Below are 20,816 nucleotides of genomic sequence, written 5' to 3'. Positions count from 1 at the left end.
AGTTATCGTTGAAATTAGCAATTTACCGCTGTAGTCATTGCCCCGACTTTATTAAAGAAAACTATTTCAAAAGTCGCCCAACCCCACATGCCATAGAGCAGTACAAACGAACCATTAACGCGTTGTTGTACTATCGGGTTATTCGCAACCAATTCAAATGTTCTGGAGTCTAAATCATTTAGAGCAACTTTGTGGCCAGGTCAGTTTTAACGAAGAATCAGCATTTGAATCAAAATATAACCTTATAAAATTCCTTGAAGCAGCGCCGGTGGATTTTGTGGAAGCGTTGATCAATAGTCCTTTAGGCAGAGTGTATAAAATAGTTCTGGATAAGTCTATCACTTGTAAACTCGATGCAAAACTTTCGACATTGAGAGATGAATTAAGTACAAAATTGCGTGTTGCTGGGGTTGAATCCTCTGAAGGTCAGCAACTTTTACTGTGTTTAATGCTATTATATGCTCCCGGTTCAATGAAAGTAGAGGATGCTGCCTCAAAACTTCCTCAATGGTTGTACGAAATTTACTCGAAGCGAAACGATTCGGTGATAAAATCACAACAGTATGCCGTATCAAGCATTGATGACGAAAAAATAGATTTTGATAATCGTATTTTTCTAAATCGAATATTAGGATTATCAAATTTGTATTACATTGATCCAGAGGACAAAGAAATCTCGGACGAGCTTAAACAAGTTAGATCTGAATGCGTTAGATTAATGGTTGGGTTGAGACGTCATCTGAAATCCTAGCGAGGCATTTTCAAGCCGATTTTGGAGACAGATTCTGGGCTATGGCCCAGAGTGGCATCCAAAATGAGAACCTGAATTCTGATGAAGTCGTTTTAAGAGATACTATACAGAGTTGGCTTACTACGACGCCAAATAGCTTGAAACAGGAGGGAGGTATTCAGAGATTTGCTGCAGCGCTTTTATTCAATAAGCCAGGCAGCGTTAAAATTGCCAACCCAGAACAAAATCTTCCAGCGTGGTTCATTGATGGATACAAACGTTACGAAAGTATTGCCGCACATTAAGCGTGAACATTCTCTTTGCACATAATAATTTTCCTGCACAATTCAGGCATCTGTACAAATGGTTATCGGCGAATACTGATTTCAACATAAAGTTTCTGGCCCTAGGCGGCGAATGGAATTTAGATATTAAGGCAAGCAACCTTGTCAAATTTACTATCTCTCGAGATAGTAATGAAAAATTATGTCACCCTAATCTCAAAAGATTCGAAAAAGCGGTTCTTACAGGCCAAGGATGCTTAAGAGCTGCCATGCGGTTAAATGAAGATGGTTTCATACCAGATTTAATCATTGGACATTCTGGCTTTGGATCAACGCTGTATCTAAAGGAGTTGTGGCCAAACGCAAAGTTCTTAGGTTACTTTGAGTGGTTTTACAAAAGCCAGGGATCAGACGTGGGTTTTGGCAAATTAGAGAAAACAAGCCCAGATATGGCATGCCGAATCCACACATACAATGCACCAATCTTGATGGATCTTGCAATGTGTGACAGGGCTATTGTACCCACATACTGGCAACAAAAGCAATTTCCAAAAAAACATCATCAATTTTTTGACGTAATCTTTGATGGTGTCGACGTTGATCTATTTAAACCGTTGAAAACCGATGACTTAGGCATGGGAATAACCATAAACGGGGTGAAAATAGACGCGGATATACCTTTAGTGACTTATACAACCAGAGGTTTTGAGCCATACAGAGGTTGGCCAAAGGTTGCTGAGGGAATCAGTTTGTTAATGCAGCGCAATCCTCAAGTTAATGTTCTTTTAGTTGGCTCGGACGAAGTCGCCTATGGCAGTAAGCGAGCGGATGGAAAAACATGGAGGCAATGGGCCTTCGAGACATTTAATTATGACGAAAAGCGTCTTCACTTTTTACCTCCTCTAAGCTATGAAGATTACCTAAGTGTTTTGCAGTTTAGCTGGGTTCATATTTATTGGACCATTCCATTTATAGCAAGCTGGAGCCTATTTGAATCCTTAAGTACAGGATGTTGTGTCGTAGCTAGCAACACCGATCCTGTAAAAGAAGCTATTGCATCTGGATCAAATGGTATCTTAGTAGATTTCTTTGATATAGATGGAATGGCGGCGAGAGTCGATGAATTAATCAGAAATAGTGAACATCGACACTTTTTGAAGAAAGCTGCAAGGCAAAAAATAATTGAATCTAAATACGATTTAAAGACATGTTTATCCAAGCAGTTGAATGTTATCAACGAAATTACAGGTGAATCACTTGAAATCAACTAGTCATGAACCACGAACTAGCTGCAAAGCTAAACTCAGCAGGATTAAAGTCATTCGAAGACGGCGATCTCACTAATGCAATAAGTTTACTTAAAGACAGTTATTTGAACTGGGCTGACGAGGTTGGAATATTAGTGAATCTAGGCCTAGCTTTTATGCAATCAGGATTAGATTATAAGGCAGAACGCTGTTATAGGCGCGCATTAAAGTCTAGCGACATTAAAACAAAAAGAGCTGCGTATAAAAACCTTGGTTTTGTCCATTTATGGAGAGGGGAATGGGAACTAGGGTGGCGTCACCATGGAAAAAGGTTTAAAGGGGAAGATTTTGAAAAAAATCAATGGCGAGGTGATGCACTCAATGGAAAACCTTTAATCATTTGGAATGACGTGGGTATAGGCGATGCTTTCCAGTTTGTACGCTACACAAAGTTATTAAAGCAAAGGGGAGAAAAAGTAATCTTTGCTGTTGATAAAAGCCAACTTAATATTTTTAGAGAGCACCTTTGCTGGGAAATTGATGGGATAGTGGATCGGGATTCAATAATGCCTCTGCATAAACAAAGTCAACATATTCCTCTTATGAGTTTAATTGGGGTCGTCGATCCGGAAACAACTTGGGGGAAAGAATTTGCTGAATTGACCTGGAATCTGCCTTCACTTATGCAAAAAAAAATTGGACTATGCTGGGAAAGCAATTCCAATGATAAGACAATGTTTAAATATAAAAGCAAATCTCTTAATAATCTAATCAACGACGCAAAAATTTCCGAAGGGAATGAGAGAGAAAAATATTTAAGCCTACAAGCAAATGAACAGGCGGAACACAAAAAATACAATTTAAATCCGCCTACATTAAATTGGATCGACACTCTTTATAGAATAAGCACATGCAAAATTGTCCATAGTGTCGATACTGCTGTCGCACATTTAGCGGCTGGTAGTGGAATACCAGTACAGTTACACCTTGGCGATGTCTATGATTGGCGCTGGAAAGGTTCTCATCCTCACTGGTATCCGTCAATCAAAATTAATCAATTTACGCATTTAAACCAATAACAATATACATTTCTTGCCAAGATGGAAAGAACCTATAATTATAATTTATTGAGATTTGCAGTTCTATATTATCCAAATAAGCTAGCTACTTGATATCTATTTCCAAAATCGAATTTGCAGCCATTTAAAGCACTCTACAAAGACTTGCGCACTAAGGACTGGTAGACAAATTCACAAAAAGCTGACAGAATTAATCAGCATTCACCATCTTATGCAATTAATTTGTCAGAAACATTAAGCACACTAAGTCAATCAAAAGCAGCAGAGTAAATAAGCAGAGTAAATAAATTGCACGACTAAATATTTATGAATGACAACAAAATTCATCCTTCTGATTAATTCAGACAAACATAACTCAAAGAATGCTTGTGGTATTTAAGCGGATGAAGAGATTCGAACTCTCGGCCCTCTCCTTGGCAAGGAGATGCTCTACCACTGAGCTACATCCGCGGGTCGGTCGGAGGGATGTATCCCGCACGACTAGATGAGCATGCATCACTAGGGGGCCTTTGGTCAATCCGATCAGGCCAGCAAAAGGTGCGGCTGATCCTCTGCATGCATAAGCAGGTAACGACTTTGAGCAGTCTTCATGGCAATCGACATCGCACGGGCATAGCGACAGGACGATCGCCTGTCCTGGGGAGTAGATAACGGCATAGCACTGGTGAAGGGTGTTTCTCCGCTTGATCTCAAAAACCTGCATGGGCTTGAGGCCAGCCTTCAGGACTGGGCCAGCGCAGCCAACGATGAAACCTTCGCTGAGCTGTGAAACCTGAGTTTTACCCAACGCTTTCACTGGTTCGGGTTCCGTTTCCATTCACCGATCGCAGCACTCAGAAGAAAAGCCTTGCCCTTGGTGGTGACAGCGCCATGAACTCCACCTGGCCCCTGGATTGGGTGATTCACGAGATGGAAGGGACGGGCTTGCTCAAGCAATGCTTGGTGTGTTTCAAGCTCTTCAGCCTGGATGAACGATTAATCCTCGATGGCCTGGGTGCCTTGGCTAACAGCGAGAGCAATAGTGGACCCGATTGCCTGCGCCTGCATGGGCGCACAGCCAGAACCCTTGACGCTACAGCCAACTCCGGCGCAGCTGAAAAGTATCTGCACTGAAACCGCAGCGTCAGCCACGAACTGGGCTTAGAGCACACCAGGCATCACCATCTACCGTGTGGGTGACAAGCCGTTCAAGCAGCAGGCACGGCAGAGTGGCTAAGTCCCAGAGCCCATGGGGCTGCGCTGGTTGAACGAGAAACCAGACCTGCGGCCCGCCCGCTGCCTGCAAATGCGCAAGCTCAGTGGCAGAAACCAGGTACTGAGCCTCTGTTGCAACAAGTGCCAGGTGGGCCTTCGGGCGGACCACCAGCGACGGTATCCACAGGTCCGTGGGTATGCAGTGGGTGCCGGCAACCCTCTTGGGCCCATTCCCGGGCCGGCGTGTTGTTGAAGCGCTGCCTAGATCCAGCACTACTTGCCAGGCGTAACGGGCGTAGCCAAGACGGGCGCAGCTCCAGGCCCACTAGCCACTTTGGTTCAACGAGATAATGTCAAATCAAACGGCGTTACATCAACAATTCAGGTGAAGCGGATGAAGAGATTCGAACTCTCGACCCTCTCCTTGGCAAGGAGATGCTCTACCACTGAGCTACATCCGCAGGTCGGTCGGCGGGATGTATCCCTTACGACTTGTAGAGCATGGAGCACAGAGGGACCCTAGGTCAAGAGCAAAAGATGAAGTACTTCAGGAAAGGCAGCAAAACCGCAAGCTGGACGCGGCTGGGGCTTCAGAAACAGACATGATCCTTAGAAGATGGGACGTTGACCATGTCGGATACCAATGAACGACGGAGGTTGCTTCGAGCTCCGTACCCAATCTCAACACCAGCTTTGTTTCTCGATCGGGATGGGGTGCTCATCGAAGATAGGCATTACCTCTGTGATCCAACTGAGGTGACCCTGTGCCCTGGCAGCAAAGAACTCGTCAAAGCCGCAAACCAAAAGAACTGGGCTGTCGTGCTGATCACCAACCAGTCTGGAATCGCCAGAGGTTACTTTGATTGGTCTGACTACGAACGAGTAACCGATCAGCTTCTATCTCTCTTAGGAAAATCGGCCCCCCTGGCGGGGATCTATGCCAACGGACACGGACCTGAAGCATTAGCAGGAAGCTGGCGCAAACCCAGCCCAGCTATGCTGCTGGACGCCAGTCGAGACCTCAACCTAAATCTCAAAAAATCGCTTCTTGTCGGAGACCGTTTGTCAGATATGGAAGCTGGGGCTCGCGCAGACATACGGGGTCTGATCCATGTGCTGACTGGGCATGGGCAGAACGAGCGGGGTCCGATCAAGGCGTGGGCAAAACGGCAGCAAACAGGCTTCAGTCAGAATCTCAAAACTGAAGTTTGGTTCTTGGACTCCTTGCTTGCCTTTCCCACCTCGCTACTGAGCCAGGACACATGAGCGAACACAGCTGCGATGTTTTGATCCTTGGAGGGGGGATGGTGGGACTATCAGTCGCCCATCAGCTTCTCGAGAGAGACATCACAACTGATATCACCATTCTGGATAAAGAGCCGGAGCTGGGCCTTCACAGCTCTGGTCGCAACAGCGGCGTTCTGCATGCAGGGCTGTATTACAAGCCAGGTTCACTCAAAGCCAAAGTCTGCGTTGAAGGTGCTCGGCGGCTCCGCTCTTGGGTCGAAGAGCGTGGCTTACCCCTCAACCCCTGCGGGAAAGTAATCGTGCCACCGCGAGCTGAGCTGGACGCCCAGCTCGATGTGCTCGCCGAACGCGGCAGGGAGAATGGTGCCGAAGTGGAGTTGTGGGACGCCAATCAACTGCGAGAGAAGATACCAGAAGCCCGAACTGCCAGCGGTCGGGCTCTGTGGAGCCCAAACACAGCTGTTGTAAAACCCCTCAGCGTGGTGCGTCGTCTCCGTCAAGATCTCGCCGATCAAGGGGTAAAGATGTACCAAAGCCAACACGACTTCAAAGCAAGGCCCACGCAGCAGCAGTTGATTCTCTCCGATGGATCAGCACTGAGCTATGGCTATTTGTTCAACTGCACAGGGCTGCAGGCAGATCGAGTGGCCAGATCGTTTGGAATGGGGAATCAGTACAACTTGTTACCCTTCAAAGGGCTTTACTGGCAACTCAAAGACAATTGTCCATTCCAGCCACGAACTAATCTCTATCCGGTGCCCGATCTAAGCGTTCCCTTCCTGGGAGTTCATTTCACCCCCAGTGCCGATGAAACACCAGTGGTGAGTATTGGTCCTACAGCCACGCTGGCTTTTGGCAGGGAGAATTACCGAGGCCTTAAAGCCATCGAACCGGGCATGGCAGCAGCAAATATTGCAGTTCTTGCTCGCCAATATCTGACCAACCGTGGCGGATTCCGTCGCTACGTACACGAACAGGCCGTTTTGGCTCTGCCACCCTTGCTGGTTCGAGCTGCCCAAGAGTTAATCCCCGCCGTAAAGCCTGAACACATCGAACTCAGCCAAAAAGTAGGAATTCGATCTCAACTGTTCAATCGAACAACTGAACGATTAGAAGACGACTTTCTTTGTCTAAACGGACCATGCAGCACTCACGTACTCAACGCGATCTCACCTGCCTTTACCGCAAGCTTTGCCTTGGCAGATTTGATCGTTGATCAAGCTCTACCTCAATTGAACCTGTAATGACACAAACTTTCCGCGCCCTACTCCTAGCCGCAGGCCTTGGGACGCGGCTGCGGCCGATCACCTTGCACACACCAAAATGCTTGGTGAATATTGGAGGGGAAGCATTGCTGGGCCGTTGGCTCAGACAGCTTGAGCTGGCAGGTTGTGAGGCGGTGCTGATCAACACCCATTACCTAGCTGACCAAGTGGAGGCTTTCCTACAAAGCTGGAAGAGTTCCACAATGAGCGTTAAGGCCGCTCACGAGCCTGAATTGTTGGGTACCGCCGGCACCCTGATCTCCAACCAGGACTTTTTCAGAGGTGCAACAGGGTTGCTTATTCATGCTGACAACGCCATGGCAGGAGGGCTGGACGGTTTCTTGACTGCCCACAGGGAGCGCCAGCCTTGCTGCCAACTGACGATGCTGACTTTTCATACCGATACTCCAGAAAGCTGTGGAATCGTTGAGATTGACGATCAGCAGGTTGTACAGGCCTTTCATGAGAAAATTGCCAACCCACCTGGAAACAGAGCTAACGGAGCTCTTTACGCATTCGAGCAAGACTTCCTTGACCACCTCAGTTTGATGAATCAAAGACCAAGCGACTTCAGCACTGAGGTGATACCCAAGTTACTTGGGCGAATCCAGACGTGGCATACCCACGATGCATATCTGGACATCGGAACTCCAGAGGCACTAACTTCAGCACAAAAACTAATGAGGCATAAGTGATGACAGCCTCTTCACTGACAACCAGCACTTTCATAAACAGTGCATTTACCTATATAGATCGCTTACAGGGTTGCTTCAACAAAATAAATTTAGAAGCCGCAGAACATCTCGCCGACGAGTTACGTCAAGCCTGGATTGACGGTCGAAACGTCTATATCTGCGGCAATGGCGGCAGCGCGGCAAACGCAATTCATATTGCCAATGATCTTCATTACGGCATTGGAGCCTGCGGACCAGGCAAAACACTACCTGGACTACGAATAGAAGCATTACCTGCCAATGCAGGTGTAATTACTTGCCTTGCCAATGACACCGGCTATGAAAACATCTATTCCCACCAGCTTGAAGTAAAGGGCAAAAAAGAAGATCTATTGATTGCTCTCTCCGGCAGTGGCAACTCGCCAAACATAATCAGAGCACTTGATGCCGCCAATAGAATTGGCATGCAAACATTTGCAGTTCTAGCCTTCACAGGGGGCAAGTGCAAGGAACTAGCCAAAACTACAATTCATTTCGAAATTAACGATATGCAAATCGCCGAAGATACACAACTTATGGTCGGCCACTTATGCATGCAGTGGCTCAACTCTCACAAACCCGATCAGATCCAACCCTTAAGCAATGGCTGAAGTCGACTTCATGAGTGTGCTTCATAAAAGCACACCACGCGATTACTTGGCACGCGTCAATGACCCTGAATACCCCAAAGCAAAGGCTGCTGAGCAAGCCAAGAAGTTTTCCGAAGATTATTGGGATGGCGACCGACGAATTTGCTATGGGGGTTATCACTACCTCAAAGGGCGTTGGGAAAAAGTTGCTCGCGCCATGGCTGAGCACTATCCCCTGCCTACGAAACCTAAAATCCTGGATATTGGATGTGGCAAAGGCTTTCTTCTCTATGACTTTCTAAAAGTGATACCTGATGCAGAAATCTATGGCATCGATATTTCAGATTATGCGATCGCAAATTCCAAACCAGAAATTCGCGACCGACTACAAATTGGCAATGCCATCAGCCTTCCGTGGAGAGACAACACTTTCGACCTAGTCATTTCCATTACAACATTGCATAATCTACATGCCTACGACCTTGATCTCGCCCTTAGAGAAATGGAGCGTGTTGGAAAACAACACAAATATCTATGCCTTGAAAGCTATCGAAATGAACAAGAAAAAGCAAATCTTCTGTACTGGCAGGTGACATGCGAAGCGTTCAACACCCCTGAAGAGTGGCAGTGGTGGTTCAAGCATACAAACTACAACGGTGATTACTCTTATATCTATTTTGAATAGAGCCCTCTCAATCACCTATGATAACCATGGTCGATATCCATGCCAGCAATGAACGCCGAAAGCTCATGGGACTTTAGAGACAACCAAGAATTGACTGCAAGTCATGCATACAACAAAGAAGGCTACATAATAGAAAAAGCAGACTTCCAGTACTTGGAATTAATCAAGCATGATATAGAGAGAGCATTTTACGAATTTCCCAGTATTACTAGAAAGGATGTCCAAAAGCTTGAAAACGCTCATTATTCAATATCTCACGATCAAAGCAACAATCTACGGCTTCATATCATGAAAAAGTTATATCGGAATACAAGCTTTCATAGAAATTATTACAATACTGCCAAAAATATTATTCATTCGCTCTGCGGAAATGAGTTGGCCATGCAGAAAAGGCCAGGACTCTCAATTAATTTACCTCAGAATCGGAACGATGTCCTTCCAATACATGCAGACACATGGAATGGAGTATCCCCATTTGAACTCAATATTTGGATTCCACTTGTAAACTGCACAAATTCAATGTGCTTGTACATATTAAAGAGAGATAATTACAAACGCAGGCTTAATGACTCCAAGGAACTATTAAGACTCACATCGGATGAACTGTTTAATGAACTTCGCGACGACTTAACTTGGATCCCGATTGAGTATGGAGAAATCCTGGCTTTCGACCAATCCCTCCCTCATGGATATTCCTTGAATGAAGAGCGAGATACACACTGGTCAATTAATTGCCGATTCAAAGGATTACATACTCCGTACTGGGATAAAAAACTAGGTGAGTATTTTATGCCAATCACTGTCAAAAATTGCACAAGATTAGGTATGAATTATAGCCACCCAGACAACTGGATATAATTCTCACTGACATGAATCCTGCAAGAGGCTACATCGCCAGCGGCGAATTCAACGGACATAGAGTTCCACAGCACATTCAAAATCAAATCGTCAAGACATATTGCGATGCAAACAACTTAAAATTTGTGCTCTCACGTGCCGAATACTGGATTAACGGTAGCACCGACTGCCAGCTATGGGCCGCACTTAAAGAAGGCTTTCAACATATAGTTTTTTATAGCATCTGGCAGCTTCCAGAAAAAGAGGCCGTCAGAGAAAAAGTATATAAATACTGTATCAAAAATAAGATCATACTACATTTTGCAGTTGAACAGATACGTTCAGGCGAGACAAACGATACTTTCACCCAATTTGAAACACTTATTAAATCAAATTTATTAATTTTGAATGAGATTGATTATGAGGTACATCTCAACTGCCTCACAAAACTTCTACAACAAAGCGGTGATAACATTTAGCGTTCCTTTTAGTGTTTCGAGCTCAGTAATTATGTAGTCACAATCAATCAAGAAAATAAGTTTTCAATGCTTACTTACAGCCACGAGACGCTTCAGGTATTATCGATCGAACTCTTTCTTTCTCAGCGCAGCTGGATGCTTGCCAAGCAGACGCCTCCCACCCCCTAACAGTCATTTGATTCGCTTGAGCGAACTACTTGATAGAGCCACCACCAGTCGTACTAAGATTCGCTTCAGACATGCCAACACAATTTCTACGATTAGAGGATGTTGCTGCCTGGCAGGGCTGTGTACTTGCCTACGGCCACTTCAACACCATTCATCCTGGCCATATCCGCTACCTGCGACATGCCCGTGGCTTGGGCGAGCAGATGGTGGTCGCCCTAATCGGAGATACCAATACCAGCTTTACGTTTCAACAACAGGAACGAGCAGAAGCCCTAAACATGCTTGGCATCGCTGATGCTCTGCTGTTGCTGAAAGCCGATGAACTGGACGAAGCCATCAATGCATTGAAACCAGAGGTTGTGGTGCTGGGCAATGAGTTCAAAAACAACACTCAGATTCAGGCCACCCTGGATCAACAACGCCAACAAGGCGGTGCTGTTCAATTTCACGCAGGTGAAATTCATTACGCCACAGCAGATTTGCTTAGCGGGTCTGAGCGCGATCTACGCCAACAACGCCGTTCACTCTTTCAAGCCGCCTGCAGGCGGCAGGGAATTGAACGAGATCAACTGCTGAACGCCATCAAAAGCTGGAGATCTACGCGGTTAATCGTGCTGGGGGACACGATCGTAGATCAATACGCCGCCTGTGAAGCCATCGGCATGAGCGCCGAAGCACCAGTGGTGGTGGTGCGGGAACTGGAGCACAAAAATTTCATCGGTGGCGCGGCCGTGGTGGCGGCCCACATCACCGCCCTGGGCGCACGATGCGATTTCATCTCCGTAGTGGGGGTCGACAGCACGGCTGAACTTGTGCGTCAGGAACTGGCCGTTCAAGGCATTGGTGATAGTCTGAGCAGTGACCCCACACGTCCGACCACATTCAAAAAGCGGTACGTGGTGGAAAACCAAAAATTGTTCCGCGTCAGCCGTCTTGAAGAGCACAACCTGGATGCCGAAGTGGAAGATCAAGTGATTGCTCAGCTGCAATCGCTGGCGCCACTTGCTCAGGGGATCGTCGTTTCGGACTTCGTCTATGGCGTGGTCACACCTCGGATTTTGGAAGTTGTGCATCAGCTTGCAAAAGAGCACAACTTGCTGCTGTTCGGGGATCTCCAGTGCAGCAGCCAGGTAGGCAACGTCACCCGCTTCAAAAACTTCTCACTGCTCTGCCCCAATGAAAGGGAGGCACGACTCGCCCTGCAAGACAAAGACAGCGGCCTCGAGAAACTAAATCAGCGCCTGTTGCAGATCACGGAGAGTGAGCGGCTCGTGATGAAGCTTGGGTCTGAAGGGTTCATTGCCTACGACCGTGAGCCCGATGGTCTACTTAGAAGCCAAGCCTTCCCAGCCCTGTCTGTAAATCCCTTGGATGTAGCAGGCGCTGGAGATTCGCTGTTGGCACTGTTCGCCACCGGACTCGCCAGTGGGCAGGCAATGATGCCAACTGCTGCTTTGGCCTGCTGTATGGCTGCCCTCGCCGTTGAAACCATGGGCAACACTCCCATCAGCGCCACTGCGCTGCGGAGCTACGTGATAGAGATGCTGCTGCCATGAGCAAGCCCAAAGTCCTCGTCATCGGCTCTAACAGCTTCAGTGGCAGCCACTTTGTGGCTGAAGCCCTGCGCCATGACCATGCGGTTTGGGGTGTCAGTCGCTCAACGGAACCGCACCCCGTGTTCCTGCCTTACCGCTGGCGCCTCAACGGAGATGGCCCGGCTCTCGCCACAGCGGAGAACTTCCAGTTTCGAGCGATTGATCTCAACAGCCAGCTGGATGATCTGCTGGAGCTGATCGATCGCGTTCAACCGGAGTTGGTGGTGAATTTCGCCGCCCAAGGCATGGTTGCCGAAAGCTGGCTCAACCCCACCCATTGGTACCGCACCAATGTGGTCGCCCAGGTGGCTTTGCACGATGCATTGCGCCAAAAACCGTTTCTCCAGAAATATGTTCACGTCACCACCCCGGAGGTGTACGGCAGCACCGATGGCGGTTGGATCAAAGAGCACAACCACTTCAAGCCCAGCACCCCCTATGCCGTGAGCAGGGCTGCTTGCGACCTGCATTTGTACAGCTTCCATGAGGCTTATGGCTTCCCCGTGGTGTTCACCCGAGCCGCCAACGTGTATGGCCCAGGGCAGCAGCTCTATCGCATTATTCCGCGCACCTTGTTGAGTGCCCGAACCGGCAAGCCGATGCATCTTCATGGAGGAGGACACTCCGTGCGGTCCTTCATTCACATCCAGGATGTGGTGCGCGCAACCCTGCAGTTGGCCAACGACGGGGAGCCTGGCAGCGCATGGCACCTATCCACCCGGGAATGCTGCAGCATCCGGGCGCTGGTAGAGCAAATCTGCTCCCTGTGCCGTGCTGACTTCAACACTCTGGTGCAGGACAGCGACGAACGGCTTGGAAAGGACCAGAGCTACCTGCTGGACAGTGCTGCGATGCGCCAGGTACACGGCTGGACTGATCGAGTCTCACTAAAGCAGGGGCTTCAGGAGACACTGGGGTGGGTGAATGCCAACCTGGACACCCTCAACACCCTTCCCTGGAACTACCAGCACAAGACATGAACCTGCTCGTTACTGGTGGCTGCGGATACAAGGGCACGGTGCTAATCCCCCTGTTGCTTGGCGATGGTCACAGCGTGACCAGCATTGACACCCAATGGTTTGGCAATGCGCTGCAGGAACATCCTCAACTCACCAATCTGAAGCTGGATGTACGGGAGACCGATCAGATCCCTCTAAATGGAGTGGACGCTGTGATTCATCTGGCCAACATTGCTAATGATCCCGCGGTGGAATTGAACCCAACACTTAGCTGGGAGGTGAATGTGCTGGCGGGTCAGCAGCTTGCTGATCGTGCAGTACGGGCTGGAGTGAAACAGTTCCTATTCGCAAGCTCAGGCAGCGTATACGGCGTGAAAGACGAACCCAAAGTGACAGAAGACCTCACATTGGTGCCGATCTCGGTATACAACAAAACCAAGATGGTGGGGGAACGGGTGTTCCTTTCCTATGCCGATCAGATGCAAGTGCACTGCATCCGTCCAGCAACTGTGTGCGGGTTATCGCCACGCATGCGGTTGGATGTGAGCGTCAACATGCTCACGTATCAAGGTCTCAAAAATGGGAAGATCACCGTGTTCGGGGGTGAGCAAACTAGACCCAACATTCACATCCAAGATCTGGCGAATGTGTATCGCCACTTCCTGGGTCATCCAGAAATCACATCAGGTTGCTACAATGCTGGATTTGAAAACATCAAAATTCGCGAAATCGCCGAACGCGTACAACAACAAACAGGTGCTGAGATAGTGATCACCGAATCCAACGACCCTCGCTCCTACCGACAAGATTCCAGCAAACTATTGGCAACGGGGTTTAAACCAAAGTTCAGCGTGCAAGATGCGATCAAACAGATCACAGAGGCATACCGAAATGACGCGTTGCCTGACGGTGAAAACTGCTACACGGTGAAATGGATGAGACATCTTCAGCTGCAGGCAATTAGTTGAGGTGATGAGCGTAATGAATCATCCCTTAACAAATGATCTCATCCGCGTGGCGCACATCATACGAAAACGCACGATCGAAACCTCGGCACGAGCGAAAATCCCTCACCTCGGATCGTGCCTGTCGTGCGTTGAACTGCTGACTGCGCTCTATTGGCAGGAACTGAACATCAATCCAAAAGCACCAGACTCTCCAGATCGTGATCGCTTCATCCTGAGCAAGGGCCATGGGGCGCCGGTGCTGTTCCAGGTGCTGGCAGAACGCGGATTTTTCCCGGTTGAGCGATTGTCCGAATTCGGTCAACCCGGAAGTATGTTTCATGAGCACCCACCTAAACCGGGATACATCCCGGGCGTGGAAGCAGCAACCGGTTCCCTGGGTCATGGATTGCCAATGGCCCTAGGCATGGCGATCGCGCAGCGCATCCAAGCAAGAAAAAACCGCTGCTACGCACTCCTGAGTGATGGTGAGTGCAACGAAGGCAGCATCTGGGAAGCTGCCATGTTTGCTGGTGGACAAAAAATACACAATCTCACAGCAATCATCGATTACAACAAATGGCAAGCCACAGGTCGCAGCAAAGACGTCATGGCACTAGAACCACTCGGAAAAAAGTGGGAAGCTTTCGGTTGGCACACTCAACAGATTAACGGGCATAATTTTGAAGAGATCAACAAAGCACTTGATGCTGCACGGTCAGAAACAGAAAGACCCAGCGTGATTGTGGCTGACACAATCAAAGGCAAAGGGGTGTCATTCATGGAAGACGACAACAATTGGCACTACCGTACGCCGAACGCTGAAGAACTCAAAGCGGCCCTCGCAGAGCTGGAGAGGAAGCAGTTATGAGAAATGCATTTGCGAAAGCAATGACCGAACTCGCCCAGGAAATGGACGATGTGTGCCTTCTCTCCGGGGATATCGGCAACAGAATGTTTGATCGCTATAAAGAAGTAGCGCCAAAGAGATTCATAAATTGCGGTATCGCCGAAGCAAATATGATGAGCATGGCAGCAGGTATGGGGTTAAGCGGACTACGCCCAGTGGTATACACAATCACCCCATTCACGACAACTCGTTGCCTTGAACAAATTCGCACTGGTGTTGCTTATCACGAGGCGCCTGTGGTGATCGTGGGAACGGGTTCAGGGCTTTCATATGCAGAACTAGGAGTGACTCACCATTCACTGGAAGACATAGCAATTCTACGAAGCATTCCAAACATTCGCATATGTGCACCAACAGACTCACTGGAATTAACAGCACAATTACGTCAAGCAATTTATGAAAGAAAACCAACTTACATAAGAATAGGCAAAAAAGGTGAACCAAATTTACTTGACAACACAATGAAATTGGGGATTGGAAAAGCACATCTTCTAAAACCAGGAAAAGAATTTTTACTTCTTGGGATTGGTCCAATTGTCAATGAAGCATTAATCGCAAGAGAAAAACTTAAACATGAAGGGGTGATCATGGGTGTAGCCAGCATGGGGAGTATCAAGCCGCTGGATGTTGAATTTCTGAAAAGATGCATTAGCGAGGGTTACACAAAGTGGATCACATTAGAAGAACACAATAAAATTGGCGGTTTAGGCTCATCCCTAATCGAATGGCTATCGCATAAAGAAATAGATAAGGTGAAATTAAAACAAGTTGGAATTGATGATCACTTTATACATCAACTCGGGAATCAAGAGTACGCAAGAGAAGCAGAAGGCCTAAACTGGAAAGGAATAAAGCTAAATGCCGAACAAAAATGGAACTGATTGGGTTGGACTTCGACAACACATTGGTAAGGTACGATAAACTCTTTCATCAATTAGCAGTGGAAAAGGGATTAATAACTCAGTCTATGAAATGCTGTAAAACAACGATACGCGATTACCTAAGAAGTCAAGAAAAGGACTACGAATTCACGATACTGCAAGCGGAAGTATATGGCAATAAAATAAGAGACGCAGAACCATCCAAAGACATGATTGATGCACTAATTCATCTCAAAAAAGATTCAAGAAAACTCGTAATCATAAGTCATAAAACAGAGTACCCCTACAAAGGGCCAAGATTAAATCTAAGGACAAGCGCAATGAAATGGCTGGAAAAGAATAGATTTTTTGACAAGGATGGGATAGGAATGAGTATTAAAGACGTGTATTTTGAGGATACAAAAGAAAAAAAAGCAGCACGAATACACAACCTTGGATGCAATTACTACATTGACGATTTAGTGGAAATTTTAACTATGATAAACAAAGATGTAAAAAAAATACTTTACGAACCCAAGGAAGAAAGTGGACTTTCACGTTTTGATGATATCATGATAATGCATTCATGGAAAGAATTAAAGGAACTTTTGAAGTGAAAGAAGCTCTTCTAAATGAAATCATAGCAAACAAGTTAATAAATATAAAAGAACTAGATCGTCTAAGTGGAGGTAAAAACAGTGATACATACATAGCGAAGACAAATGACAAGAATAAATATATAGTAAAGATATATCCAGGAAAAAATGGTAGTTATGAGCAAAGCATGAGGAACAAAAGGGAAGAAACTTTTCTTAGATACTGCGAAGAGTACAATATAAAGAATACACCAAGACTGTTAGTAAGTGATAAAGAAGGAAAATGGATAATAATGAGCTGGCTAAATGGTGAGAGAGTCAAGCGAATTGATGATGAGTACATAAATAGCTTTGTTGATTTTCTGGAGAAATTAAACGAGGAGAAGCCAGCAACAGCAAATAAGTATAAGCATAAAGCAAAAGACAGTTATGTAAGTATCAAAAATACAATAAATGAAAATCAGAAAAGGTATAACGATATATTATTTGATTCAGAAATAAGCGAGGAAATCAGATTATGGGTACAAAGTGAAACCAAAAAAAAGATAGAGACGTTGGGGCAAGATAATTGCGATCAAACAAACAGAGACAGATTAATACTATCTCCATCAGACGTTGGTATACAAAATTCGTTACGCATGAATAACGAATTCATGTTCTTCGATTTTGAGTATGGAGGCTTAGATGATATACACAAAACCATATGTGATATGATGCTACAACCAAATCATTTGCTAGACGAAAACAAATTAAGAAAGATTGTTGATGAAATAAGAAAGAGAAGAACAATAGGGACAAAAGTAAGTAGCAAGGTAATACACAAATTGCTTAATGTGTATCAAGTAAGATGGATATTAATTATGGCAAAACACGTAAAGTCAACAAAATATTTAGAGGAATACAACAAGAGAACGAAAGATATAGCGATAAAACTAAGAAGTTATCTTAACTAAAAAAGTTGCGAACCATTGCAGAGCCGGTTGTAAGAGACACACTAGGTAACCAATCAAAATCACTAGAAAAGGAACTAATATCAGGCAAAACAATATCAGAAGAATCAGGATCACCTGCTAAAACAAAATTAGCTCCTATTGCGGATGCAAAATTATATATGGATACTGCCTCTGGTGAACCGATATTGTAAATCTTAGCAGAAGTATGATTTGGCAATACAGAGAGACACTCAATCAAGTCATCAACATAGAGAAAGGATCGTATCTGTGACCCCTGCTTAAACAAAGTCACAGGAGAAGAAGCGTGGCTTAAAGTATACATAAGCTTACCAATAAGGTTAACAGGGTTTTGATGAGGTGAATAGGACTGGAATAGACGAAAAATCAAAGAAGGAATATTACGGACTCTAGACATATATTGGACTATGGATTCGGATTGGATTTTCATCAATGAATAAGGATTTAGAGGCACCAACTCATCGGATTCGCGAAGGATACCAGTCTTAGACCCATAGACAGCCGAAGAGGAGAGATAAGTAAAACTAAAATCAATAGAGTGAGGAAGACACTCTAATAACAATGCAAGAGAAGAAATATCAGGCAATAAACCGGAATTTAATTGATGCGGATCAAGAAGATGAGAGGAAGTAACAGCGCAATAAATAATATGAACCCTAGAGGAAAGTAAATCCCACTGAATGGAGGAAAGCGAATCTGTAGAAAAATAATGGACCAATGTGGAATTTATTTCTTTATCCGGGAAGGAAGAGATATCAACGCCGAGAAGCGTCGATTCTGGATAAGCCTTTCTAAGATGTTTGAGTAGAAGGGAGCCAATATAACCATGGCAACCTATAACGGCAAAGGAAATTGTCACATTAAGCACCAGGCTTTACACCACCAAGAGCTCGAGAAACATTCACACTCGAGTCGATAACACCTGACCAACTACGTGAAATAGACTTAAACTCATTTACATAAGCCGACAAAACACGCTCAACAATTGAATCGTCAATGATAAATGCTGGGGTAAAAGTTGTTCTATGCCATTTTGCATTAATTAGTATTTTATGTTTAGACTTCATTGATTGGGCAAGAGAAAGACTAAAACCGTGAACGTTGTCGCAATGATACTCAAAAGCTGAATTTAAACCACGACCACGTGTTTCGACATAAAAGGGATGGTCAGACAGCTCAGAATCAATAATGGATCGAATTTTCTGCCCCATCTTGCGGACATGCAATAGCATTTCAGGGGTTTGAACACGCTTCTGGGTCTCAAGCATGGCCGCCGCTCCCAGCGCATAACCTGCAAAAGTATGACCTAACTGAATACGCCCAGTACCATTGGCAATAACGTCCTCAAAAATTCCCTTGGTAACAACAGCAGAAATAGGTGCATAACCACCGGCACAACCCTTACCAATTGCGATGAAGTCAGGAGTAAAGTCGTCATATGTACAGCAATAGACTTCTCCTGGCCTTGACATGCCACAATAAATTTCATCTAGAATGATATGAATATTATAGTTATCACAAATTTCGCGCATACGCTTCCAGTAACCTGGAAGAGGTACAACTTCACCCCTCAAAGCACCCATCATAGTTTCACCGCAAAAAGCCGCAATATTTTCAGGTCCATTTTGGATAATTGCAGTCTCTAGGTCGTTTGCACAACGATCAAGGTATTCTTGCTGAGTTTCGTTGGGGTGAGCAAGTCGCAAATAATTGTGCTCAGGAATCTGAATATAACCGCCAGGCTTGATAGGGTTGTAAAAGTTAAGGATAGGCAAATCAGACACACTCATCGTTTGGAGTGTAGCCCCAGAGAAAGACTGAGCTCTATAGATATATTTTTGCTTCGTTGGGTTGCCAGAATCATGGTGAACATGATAACTGAGCTTCATGGCTTGCTCCATAGCATCAGAGCCATTACAGCCGCCGAAAAATACTTTGTTAAGTCCTTCCGGGGCTTGTGAAACTGTAAGTTGTGCGAGCTCGTCTAAAAGTGGATTAGTCCATACGTTGCCATCCAAGTGAGCATAAATATCCAACTGCCTATTAATAGCATCTTTAAGCCCCTGATCTCCCATACCAAAGACCGAGTGAGCCGTCCAACCACCGGTGAAATCAAGAAGCTCGGTTCCATCTTGAAGAAATAGATAAATACCTTTTCCGCCAACAATGCTTACGGGAAGCGGATCGTTGGGGAACTTCTTTAAAACGGAAGGCATAAGAAGGAAGTATTTTAATATATTATAGCAGAAAAATAATAGAAAGGAGAGCTAAAGCTCGGGGAAACGATATTGCTCGCCGGGAACAGGATGATCCCAGGAGCCACTGACAATCATTTCCCTTAAAATAAAAGATTGCTTAATGCAATCATCTATATCAATACCATAGAGATAGGAACCAGCTCGGCCCATCGAAAAAGTAGAAGATGCAAAACAATTATGATATTCAGAAGCTAGTCTCTGTGCCCATTTAAAAGGCATAGGGTAGTCTTGACCGCCGTTATTAACGGGTATTTCCATACCAATAAGGCTAGTGTGACTTTTATGCTTGGTGAATTTTTTATACTCAACTAGGCGAGTAAATGATCCTGAACCAGGATAATAAAGGAAATATACATTTTCTGGAAAGACATGCTCAGATGGAAAGACAATTAACTCTAATTTCCTTCCAAGGTAAGGCAACTTGGGAAGACCAGTATCAGGCATAAGAGTATCCAGGCCAATAGTATTAACAATACAATCATAAGATTTAGTGTTTCCATCTATGGTAACGAGCTTAGAATTAAGATTAATAGAATCAACAGTCGTAGATAAAAGTACATTTGCATTTTGGGTTGCAAATGGGAAGTAATCGTCGTAGCCTCTTGGGGAATGTGGATAACCTGAATAAACCTCATCCCAAGCCGCACGAGGCCCGTCCTTAATAGCTACTCCCTTAGGAGACCACTTAAAAGTATCGATAGAAGAGACATCATCTACAAGCCACATTTTTGAATTGTAAGGCTGGATTAATTTATCGTAAAGAGTTTTACCAACTGATTGCAGCCAATAATCTTCGAGGTTTGAAGCCTGAATGCCACCTTGTGCTTTTATTTGCTCCTGACATGTATTTAACTCATTCAAAATACGGTTTGAGTCAGGCATGGAACGCACATCCTGCATATTAATGGGATAAGCATAAAAGTTATTATCTGGCTCAACATAAGAAAGAAATTCATGTTCAGGACAAAGATTAATTGGTAAAATATTATTTAGGTAATCAAACACGTCTTGATATGGAGTCAAGAAGTGTCGAGGGCCAAAGGTATACGGGTGGCCGCCATACCAACGAGTTTTATTGCCAGCCCCAAGAAAAGAATTCTTTTCAATAAGGTCGATTTCTACATTAGGTAAGTCTGAAAGAATATGAGCTGCAGAGCATCCAGCGAAACCACCACCAATTATAAGGACTTTCAAAGCATTGAAA

22 protein-coding genes and 2 tRNA genes are annotated in these 20,816 nt (G+C 45.4%); 19 read left to right on the top strand and 5 right to left on the bottom strand.

The annotated features are described in order from the left end of the window. Positions 1-157 precede the first annotated feature (157 nt). Genes SynA1524_RS00620 through SynA1524_RS00605 form a run of 4 tightly spaced genes read left to right on the top strand, consistent with a single transcriptional unit; the run spans position 158 to position 3,340 of the window. Positions 158-751: a hypothetical protein gene (locus tag SynA1524_RS00620; RefSeq protein WP_186498512.1), complete on the top strand. Its 594-nt coding sequence runs from the start codon at positions 158-160 to the stop codon at positions 749-751. A 41-nt stretch (positions 752-792) separates the two neighbouring features. Then, entirely contained in the window at positions 793-1,035 is a 243-nt protein-coding gene (locus SynA1524_RS00615) for a hypothetical protein (protein WP_186498511.1), read from the top strand. Between the two features lie 2 nt (positions 1,036-1,037). Beyond that, a complete protein-coding gene (locus tag SynA1524_RS00610) occupies positions 1,038-2,285 on the top strand; it encodes a glycosyltransferase (RefSeq protein WP_186498510.1) in 1,248 nt (415 codons plus the stop codon). 2 nt (positions 2,286-2,287) lie between these two features. Beyond that, positions 2,288-3,340: a tetratricopeptide repeat protein gene (locus SynA1524_RS00605; RefSeq protein ID WP_186498509.1), complete on the top strand. Its 1,053-nt coding sequence runs from the start codon at positions 2,288-2,290 to the stop codon at positions 3,338-3,340. A gap of 378 nt (positions 3,341-3,718) precedes the next feature. On the opposite strand, the gene SynA1524_RS00600 is transcribed toward SynA1524_RS00605, so the two are convergent. Further along, a tRNA-Gly gene (locus SynA1524_RS00600) sits at positions 3,719-3,790 on the bottom strand. A 315-nt stretch (positions 3,791-4,105) separates the two neighbouring features. Here SynA1524_RS00600 and SynA1524_RS00595 point away from each other — a divergent pair. Continuing rightward, a complete protein-coding gene (locus SynA1524_RS00595) occupies positions 4,106-4,453 on the top strand; it encodes a hypothetical protein (protein ID WP_186498508.1) in 348 nt (115 codons plus the stop codon). A 470-nt stretch (positions 4,454-4,923) separates the two neighbouring features. Here SynA1524_RS00595 and SynA1524_RS00590 read toward each other — a convergent pair. Next, positions 4,924-4,995 (bottom strand) — tRNA-Gly (locus tag SynA1524_RS00590). 169 nt (positions 4,996-5,164) lie between these two features. Between SynA1524_RS00590 and SynA1524_RS00585 the strand changes: the two genes are divergently transcribed. The 14 genes from SynA1524_RS00585 to SynA1524_RS00520 all read left to right on the top strand — a co-directional run bounded on the left by SynA1524_RS00585 (position 5,165) and on the right by SynA1524_RS00520 (position 17,336). Continuing rightward, positions 5,165-5,800 carry a D-glycero-alpha-D-manno-heptose-1,7-bisphosphate 7-phosphatase gene (locus tag SynA1524_RS00585; RefSeq protein WP_186498507.1) on the top strand — a complete coding sequence of 212 codons (636 nt, stop codon included), beginning with the start codon at positions 5,165-5,167 and terminating at the stop codon, positions 5,798-5,800. Further along, the gene (locus SynA1524_RS00580) at positions 5,797-7,026 is read left to right on the top strand and encodes an NAD(P)/FAD-dependent oxidoreductase (RefSeq protein ID WP_186498506.1); all 1,230 of its coding nucleotides are present in this window, start codon (positions 5,797-5,799) and stop codon (positions 7,024-7,026) included. Before SynA1524_RS00585 ends, SynA1524_RS00580 begins: the two co-directional genes overlap by 4 nt. After that, a complete protein-coding gene (locus tag SynA1524_RS00575) occupies positions 7,026-7,742 on the top strand; it encodes a nucleotidyltransferase family protein (protein WP_186498505.1) in 717 nt (238 codons plus the stop codon). The genes SynA1524_RS00580 and SynA1524_RS00575 overlap by 1 nt, the downstream gene beginning before the upstream one ends. After that, the gene (locus SynA1524_RS00570) at positions 7,742-8,371 is read left to right on the top strand and encodes an SIS domain-containing protein (protein WP_186498504.1); all 630 of its coding nucleotides are present in this window, start codon (positions 7,742-7,744) and stop codon (positions 8,369-8,371) included. The genes SynA1524_RS00575 and SynA1524_RS00570 overlap by 1 nt, the downstream gene beginning before the upstream one ends. Continuing rightward, on the top strand, positions 8,364-9,035 hold the full coding sequence (locus tag SynA1524_RS00565; RefSeq protein WP_186498503.1) for a class I SAM-dependent methyltransferase: 672 nt from the start codon (positions 8,364-8,366) through the stop codon (positions 9,033-9,035). Before SynA1524_RS00570 ends, SynA1524_RS00565 begins: the two co-directional genes overlap by 8 nt. A 39-nt stretch (positions 9,036-9,074) precedes the next feature. After that, complete coding sequence (locus SynA1524_RS00560; protein ID WP_186498502.1) at positions 9,075-9,893, top strand: sporadic carbohydrate cluster 2OG-Fe(II) oxygenase; 819 nt, start codon at positions 9,075-9,077, stop codon at positions 9,891-9,893. A gap of 11 nt (positions 9,894-9,904) precedes the next feature. Then, entirely contained in the window at positions 9,905-10,351 is a 447-nt protein-coding gene (locus SynA1524_RS00555; RefSeq protein ID WP_186498501.1) for an LIC12192 family sporadic carbohydrate cluster protein, read from the top strand. A 239-nt stretch (positions 10,352-10,590) separates the two neighbouring features. Then, complete coding sequence (locus tag SynA1524_RS00550) at positions 10,591-12,075, top strand: PfkB family carbohydrate kinase (protein ID WP_186498500.1); 1,485 nt, start codon at positions 10,591-10,593, stop codon at positions 12,073-12,075. Then, the gene (locus SynA1524_RS00545; protein ID WP_186498499.1) at positions 12,072-13,094 is read left to right on the top strand and encodes an NAD-dependent epimerase/dehydratase family protein; all 1,023 of its coding nucleotides are present in this window, start codon (positions 12,072-12,074) and stop codon (positions 13,092-13,094) included. Before SynA1524_RS00550 ends, SynA1524_RS00545 begins: the two co-directional genes overlap by 4 nt. Continuing rightward, the gene (locus SynA1524_RS00540; RefSeq protein WP_186498498.1) at positions 13,091-14,041 is read left to right on the top strand and encodes an NAD-dependent epimerase/dehydratase family protein; all 951 of its coding nucleotides are present in this window, start codon (positions 13,091-13,093) and stop codon (positions 14,039-14,041) included. Before SynA1524_RS00545 ends, SynA1524_RS00540 begins: the two co-directional genes overlap by 4 nt. A gap of 4 nt (positions 14,042-14,045) precedes the next feature. Next, positions 14,046-14,888, top strand: coding sequence for a transketolase (locus tag SynA1524_RS00535; protein WP_286188611.1), 843 nt, complete (start codon positions 14,046-14,048; stop codon positions 14,886-14,888). 20 nt (positions 14,889-14,908) lie between these two features. Continuing rightward, complete coding sequence (locus SynA1524_RS00530; RefSeq protein WP_286188610.1) at positions 14,909-15,808, top strand: transketolase family protein; 900 nt, start codon at positions 14,909-14,911, stop codon at positions 15,806-15,808. Beyond that, complete coding sequence (locus SynA1524_RS00525; RefSeq protein ID WP_222930497.1) at positions 15,799-16,404, top strand: hypothetical protein; 606 nt, start codon at positions 15,799-15,801, stop codon at positions 16,402-16,404. Before SynA1524_RS00530 ends, SynA1524_RS00525 begins: the two co-directional genes overlap by 10 nt. Continuing rightward, positions 16,401-17,336, top strand: a complete 936-nt coding sequence (locus tag SynA1524_RS00520) for a hypothetical protein (protein ID WP_186498495.1) — start codon at positions 16,401-16,403, stop codon at positions 17,334-17,336. Before SynA1524_RS00525 ends, SynA1524_RS00520 begins: the two co-directional genes overlap by 4 nt. Here SynA1524_RS00520 and SynA1524_RS00515 read toward each other — a convergent pair. The 3 genes from SynA1524_RS00515 to SynA1524_RS00505 are packed head-to-tail and all read right to left on the bottom strand — an operon-like array spanning position 17,329 to position 20,806. Beyond that, positions 17,329-18,213 (bottom strand): NAD-dependent epimerase/dehydratase family protein, encoded by an 885-nt coding sequence (locus SynA1524_RS00515; RefSeq protein ID WP_186498494.1) that lies wholly within the window; start codon positions 18,211-18,213, stop codon positions 17,329-17,331. The genes SynA1524_RS00520 and SynA1524_RS00515 overlap by 8 nt on opposite strands. A 1-nt stretch (position 18,214) precedes the next feature. Then, a complete protein-coding gene (locus tag SynA1524_RS00510) occupies positions 18,215-19,570 on the bottom strand; it encodes an aminotransferase class III-fold pyridoxal phosphate-dependent enzyme (protein WP_186498493.1) in 1,356 nt (451 codons plus the stop codon). Between the two features lie 51 nt (positions 19,571-19,621). Then, positions 19,622-20,806, bottom strand: a complete 1,185-nt coding sequence (locus SynA1524_RS00505) for a UDP-galactopyranose mutase (protein WP_222930496.1) — start codon at positions 20,804-20,806, stop codon at positions 19,622-19,624. Positions 20,807-20,816 lie beyond the last annotated feature (10 nt).

The sequence above is a fragment of the Synechococcus sp. A15-24 genome (assembly GCF_014280195.1).
Taxonomy (GTDB): Bacteria; Cyanobacteriota; Cyanobacteriia; order PCC-6307; family Cyanobiaceae; genus Parasynechococcus.
The sequence above is the reverse complement of the archived record's forward strand: the minus strand, read 5'-3'. Positions and strand labels throughout refer to the sequence as shown.

Coding starts and splice junctions, on each gene's coding strand:
- SynA1524_RS00620 (WP_186498512.1), top strand. CDS start 158: ATGTTCTGGAGTCTAAATCATTTAGAGCAACTTTGTGGCCAGGTCAGT.
- SynA1524_RS00615 (WP_186498511.1), top strand. CDS start 793: ATGGCCCAGAGTGGCATCCAAAATGAGAACCTGAATTCTGATGAAGTC.
- SynA1524_RS00605 (WP_186498509.1), top strand. CDS start 2,288: ATGAACCACGAACTAGCTGCAAAGCTAAACTCAGCAGGATTAAAGTCA.
- SynA1524_RS00585 (WP_186498507.1), top strand. CDS start 5,165: ATGTCGGATACCAATGAACGACGGAGGTTGCTTCGAGCTCCGTACCCA.
- SynA1524_RS00580 (WP_186498506.1), top strand. CDS start 5,797: ATGAGCGAACACAGCTGCGATGTTTTGATCCTTGGAGGGGGGATGGTG.
- SynA1524_RS00575 (WP_186498505.1), top strand. CDS start 7,026: ATGACACAAACTTTCCGCGCCCTACTCCTAGCCGCAGGCCTTGGGACG.
- SynA1524_RS00570 (WP_186498504.1), top strand. CDS start 7,742: ATGACAGCCTCTTCACTGACAACCAGCACTTTCATAAACAGTGCATTT.
- SynA1524_RS00565 (WP_186498503.1), top strand. CDS start 8,364: ATGGCTGAAGTCGACTTCATGAGTGTGCTTCATAAAAGCACACCACGC.
- SynA1524_RS00560 (WP_186498502.1), top strand. CDS start 9,075: ATGCCAGCAATGAACGCCGAAAGCTCATGGGACTTTAGAGACAACCAA.
- SynA1524_RS00555 (WP_186498501.1), top strand. CDS start 9,905: ATGAATCCTGCAAGAGGCTACATCGCCAGCGGCGAATTCAACGGACAT.
- SynA1524_RS00550 (WP_186498500.1), top strand. CDS start 10,591: ATGCCAACACAATTTCTACGATTAGAGGATGTTGCTGCCTGGCAGGGC.
- SynA1524_RS00545 (WP_186498499.1), top strand. CDS start 12,072: ATGAGCAAGCCCAAAGTCCTCGTCATCGGCTCTAACAGCTTCAGTGGC.
- SynA1524_RS00540 (WP_186498498.1), top strand. CDS start 13,091: ATGAACCTGCTCGTTACTGGTGGCTGCGGATACAAGGGCACGGTGCTA.
- SynA1524_RS00535 (WP_286188611.1), top strand. CDS start 14,046: ATGAGCGTAATGAATCATCCCTTAACAAATGATCTCATCCGCGTGGCG.
- SynA1524_RS00530 (WP_286188610.1), top strand. CDS start 14,909: ATGACCGAACTCGCCCAGGAAATGGACGATGTGTGCCTTCTCTCCGGG.
- SynA1524_RS00525 (WP_222930497.1), top strand. CDS start 15,799: ATGGAACTGATTGGGTTGGACTTCGACAACACATTGGTAAGGTACGAT.
- SynA1524_RS00510 (WP_186498493.1), bottom strand. CDS start 19,570: ATGCCTTCCGTTTTAAAGAAGTTCCCCAACGATCCGCTTCCCGTAAGC.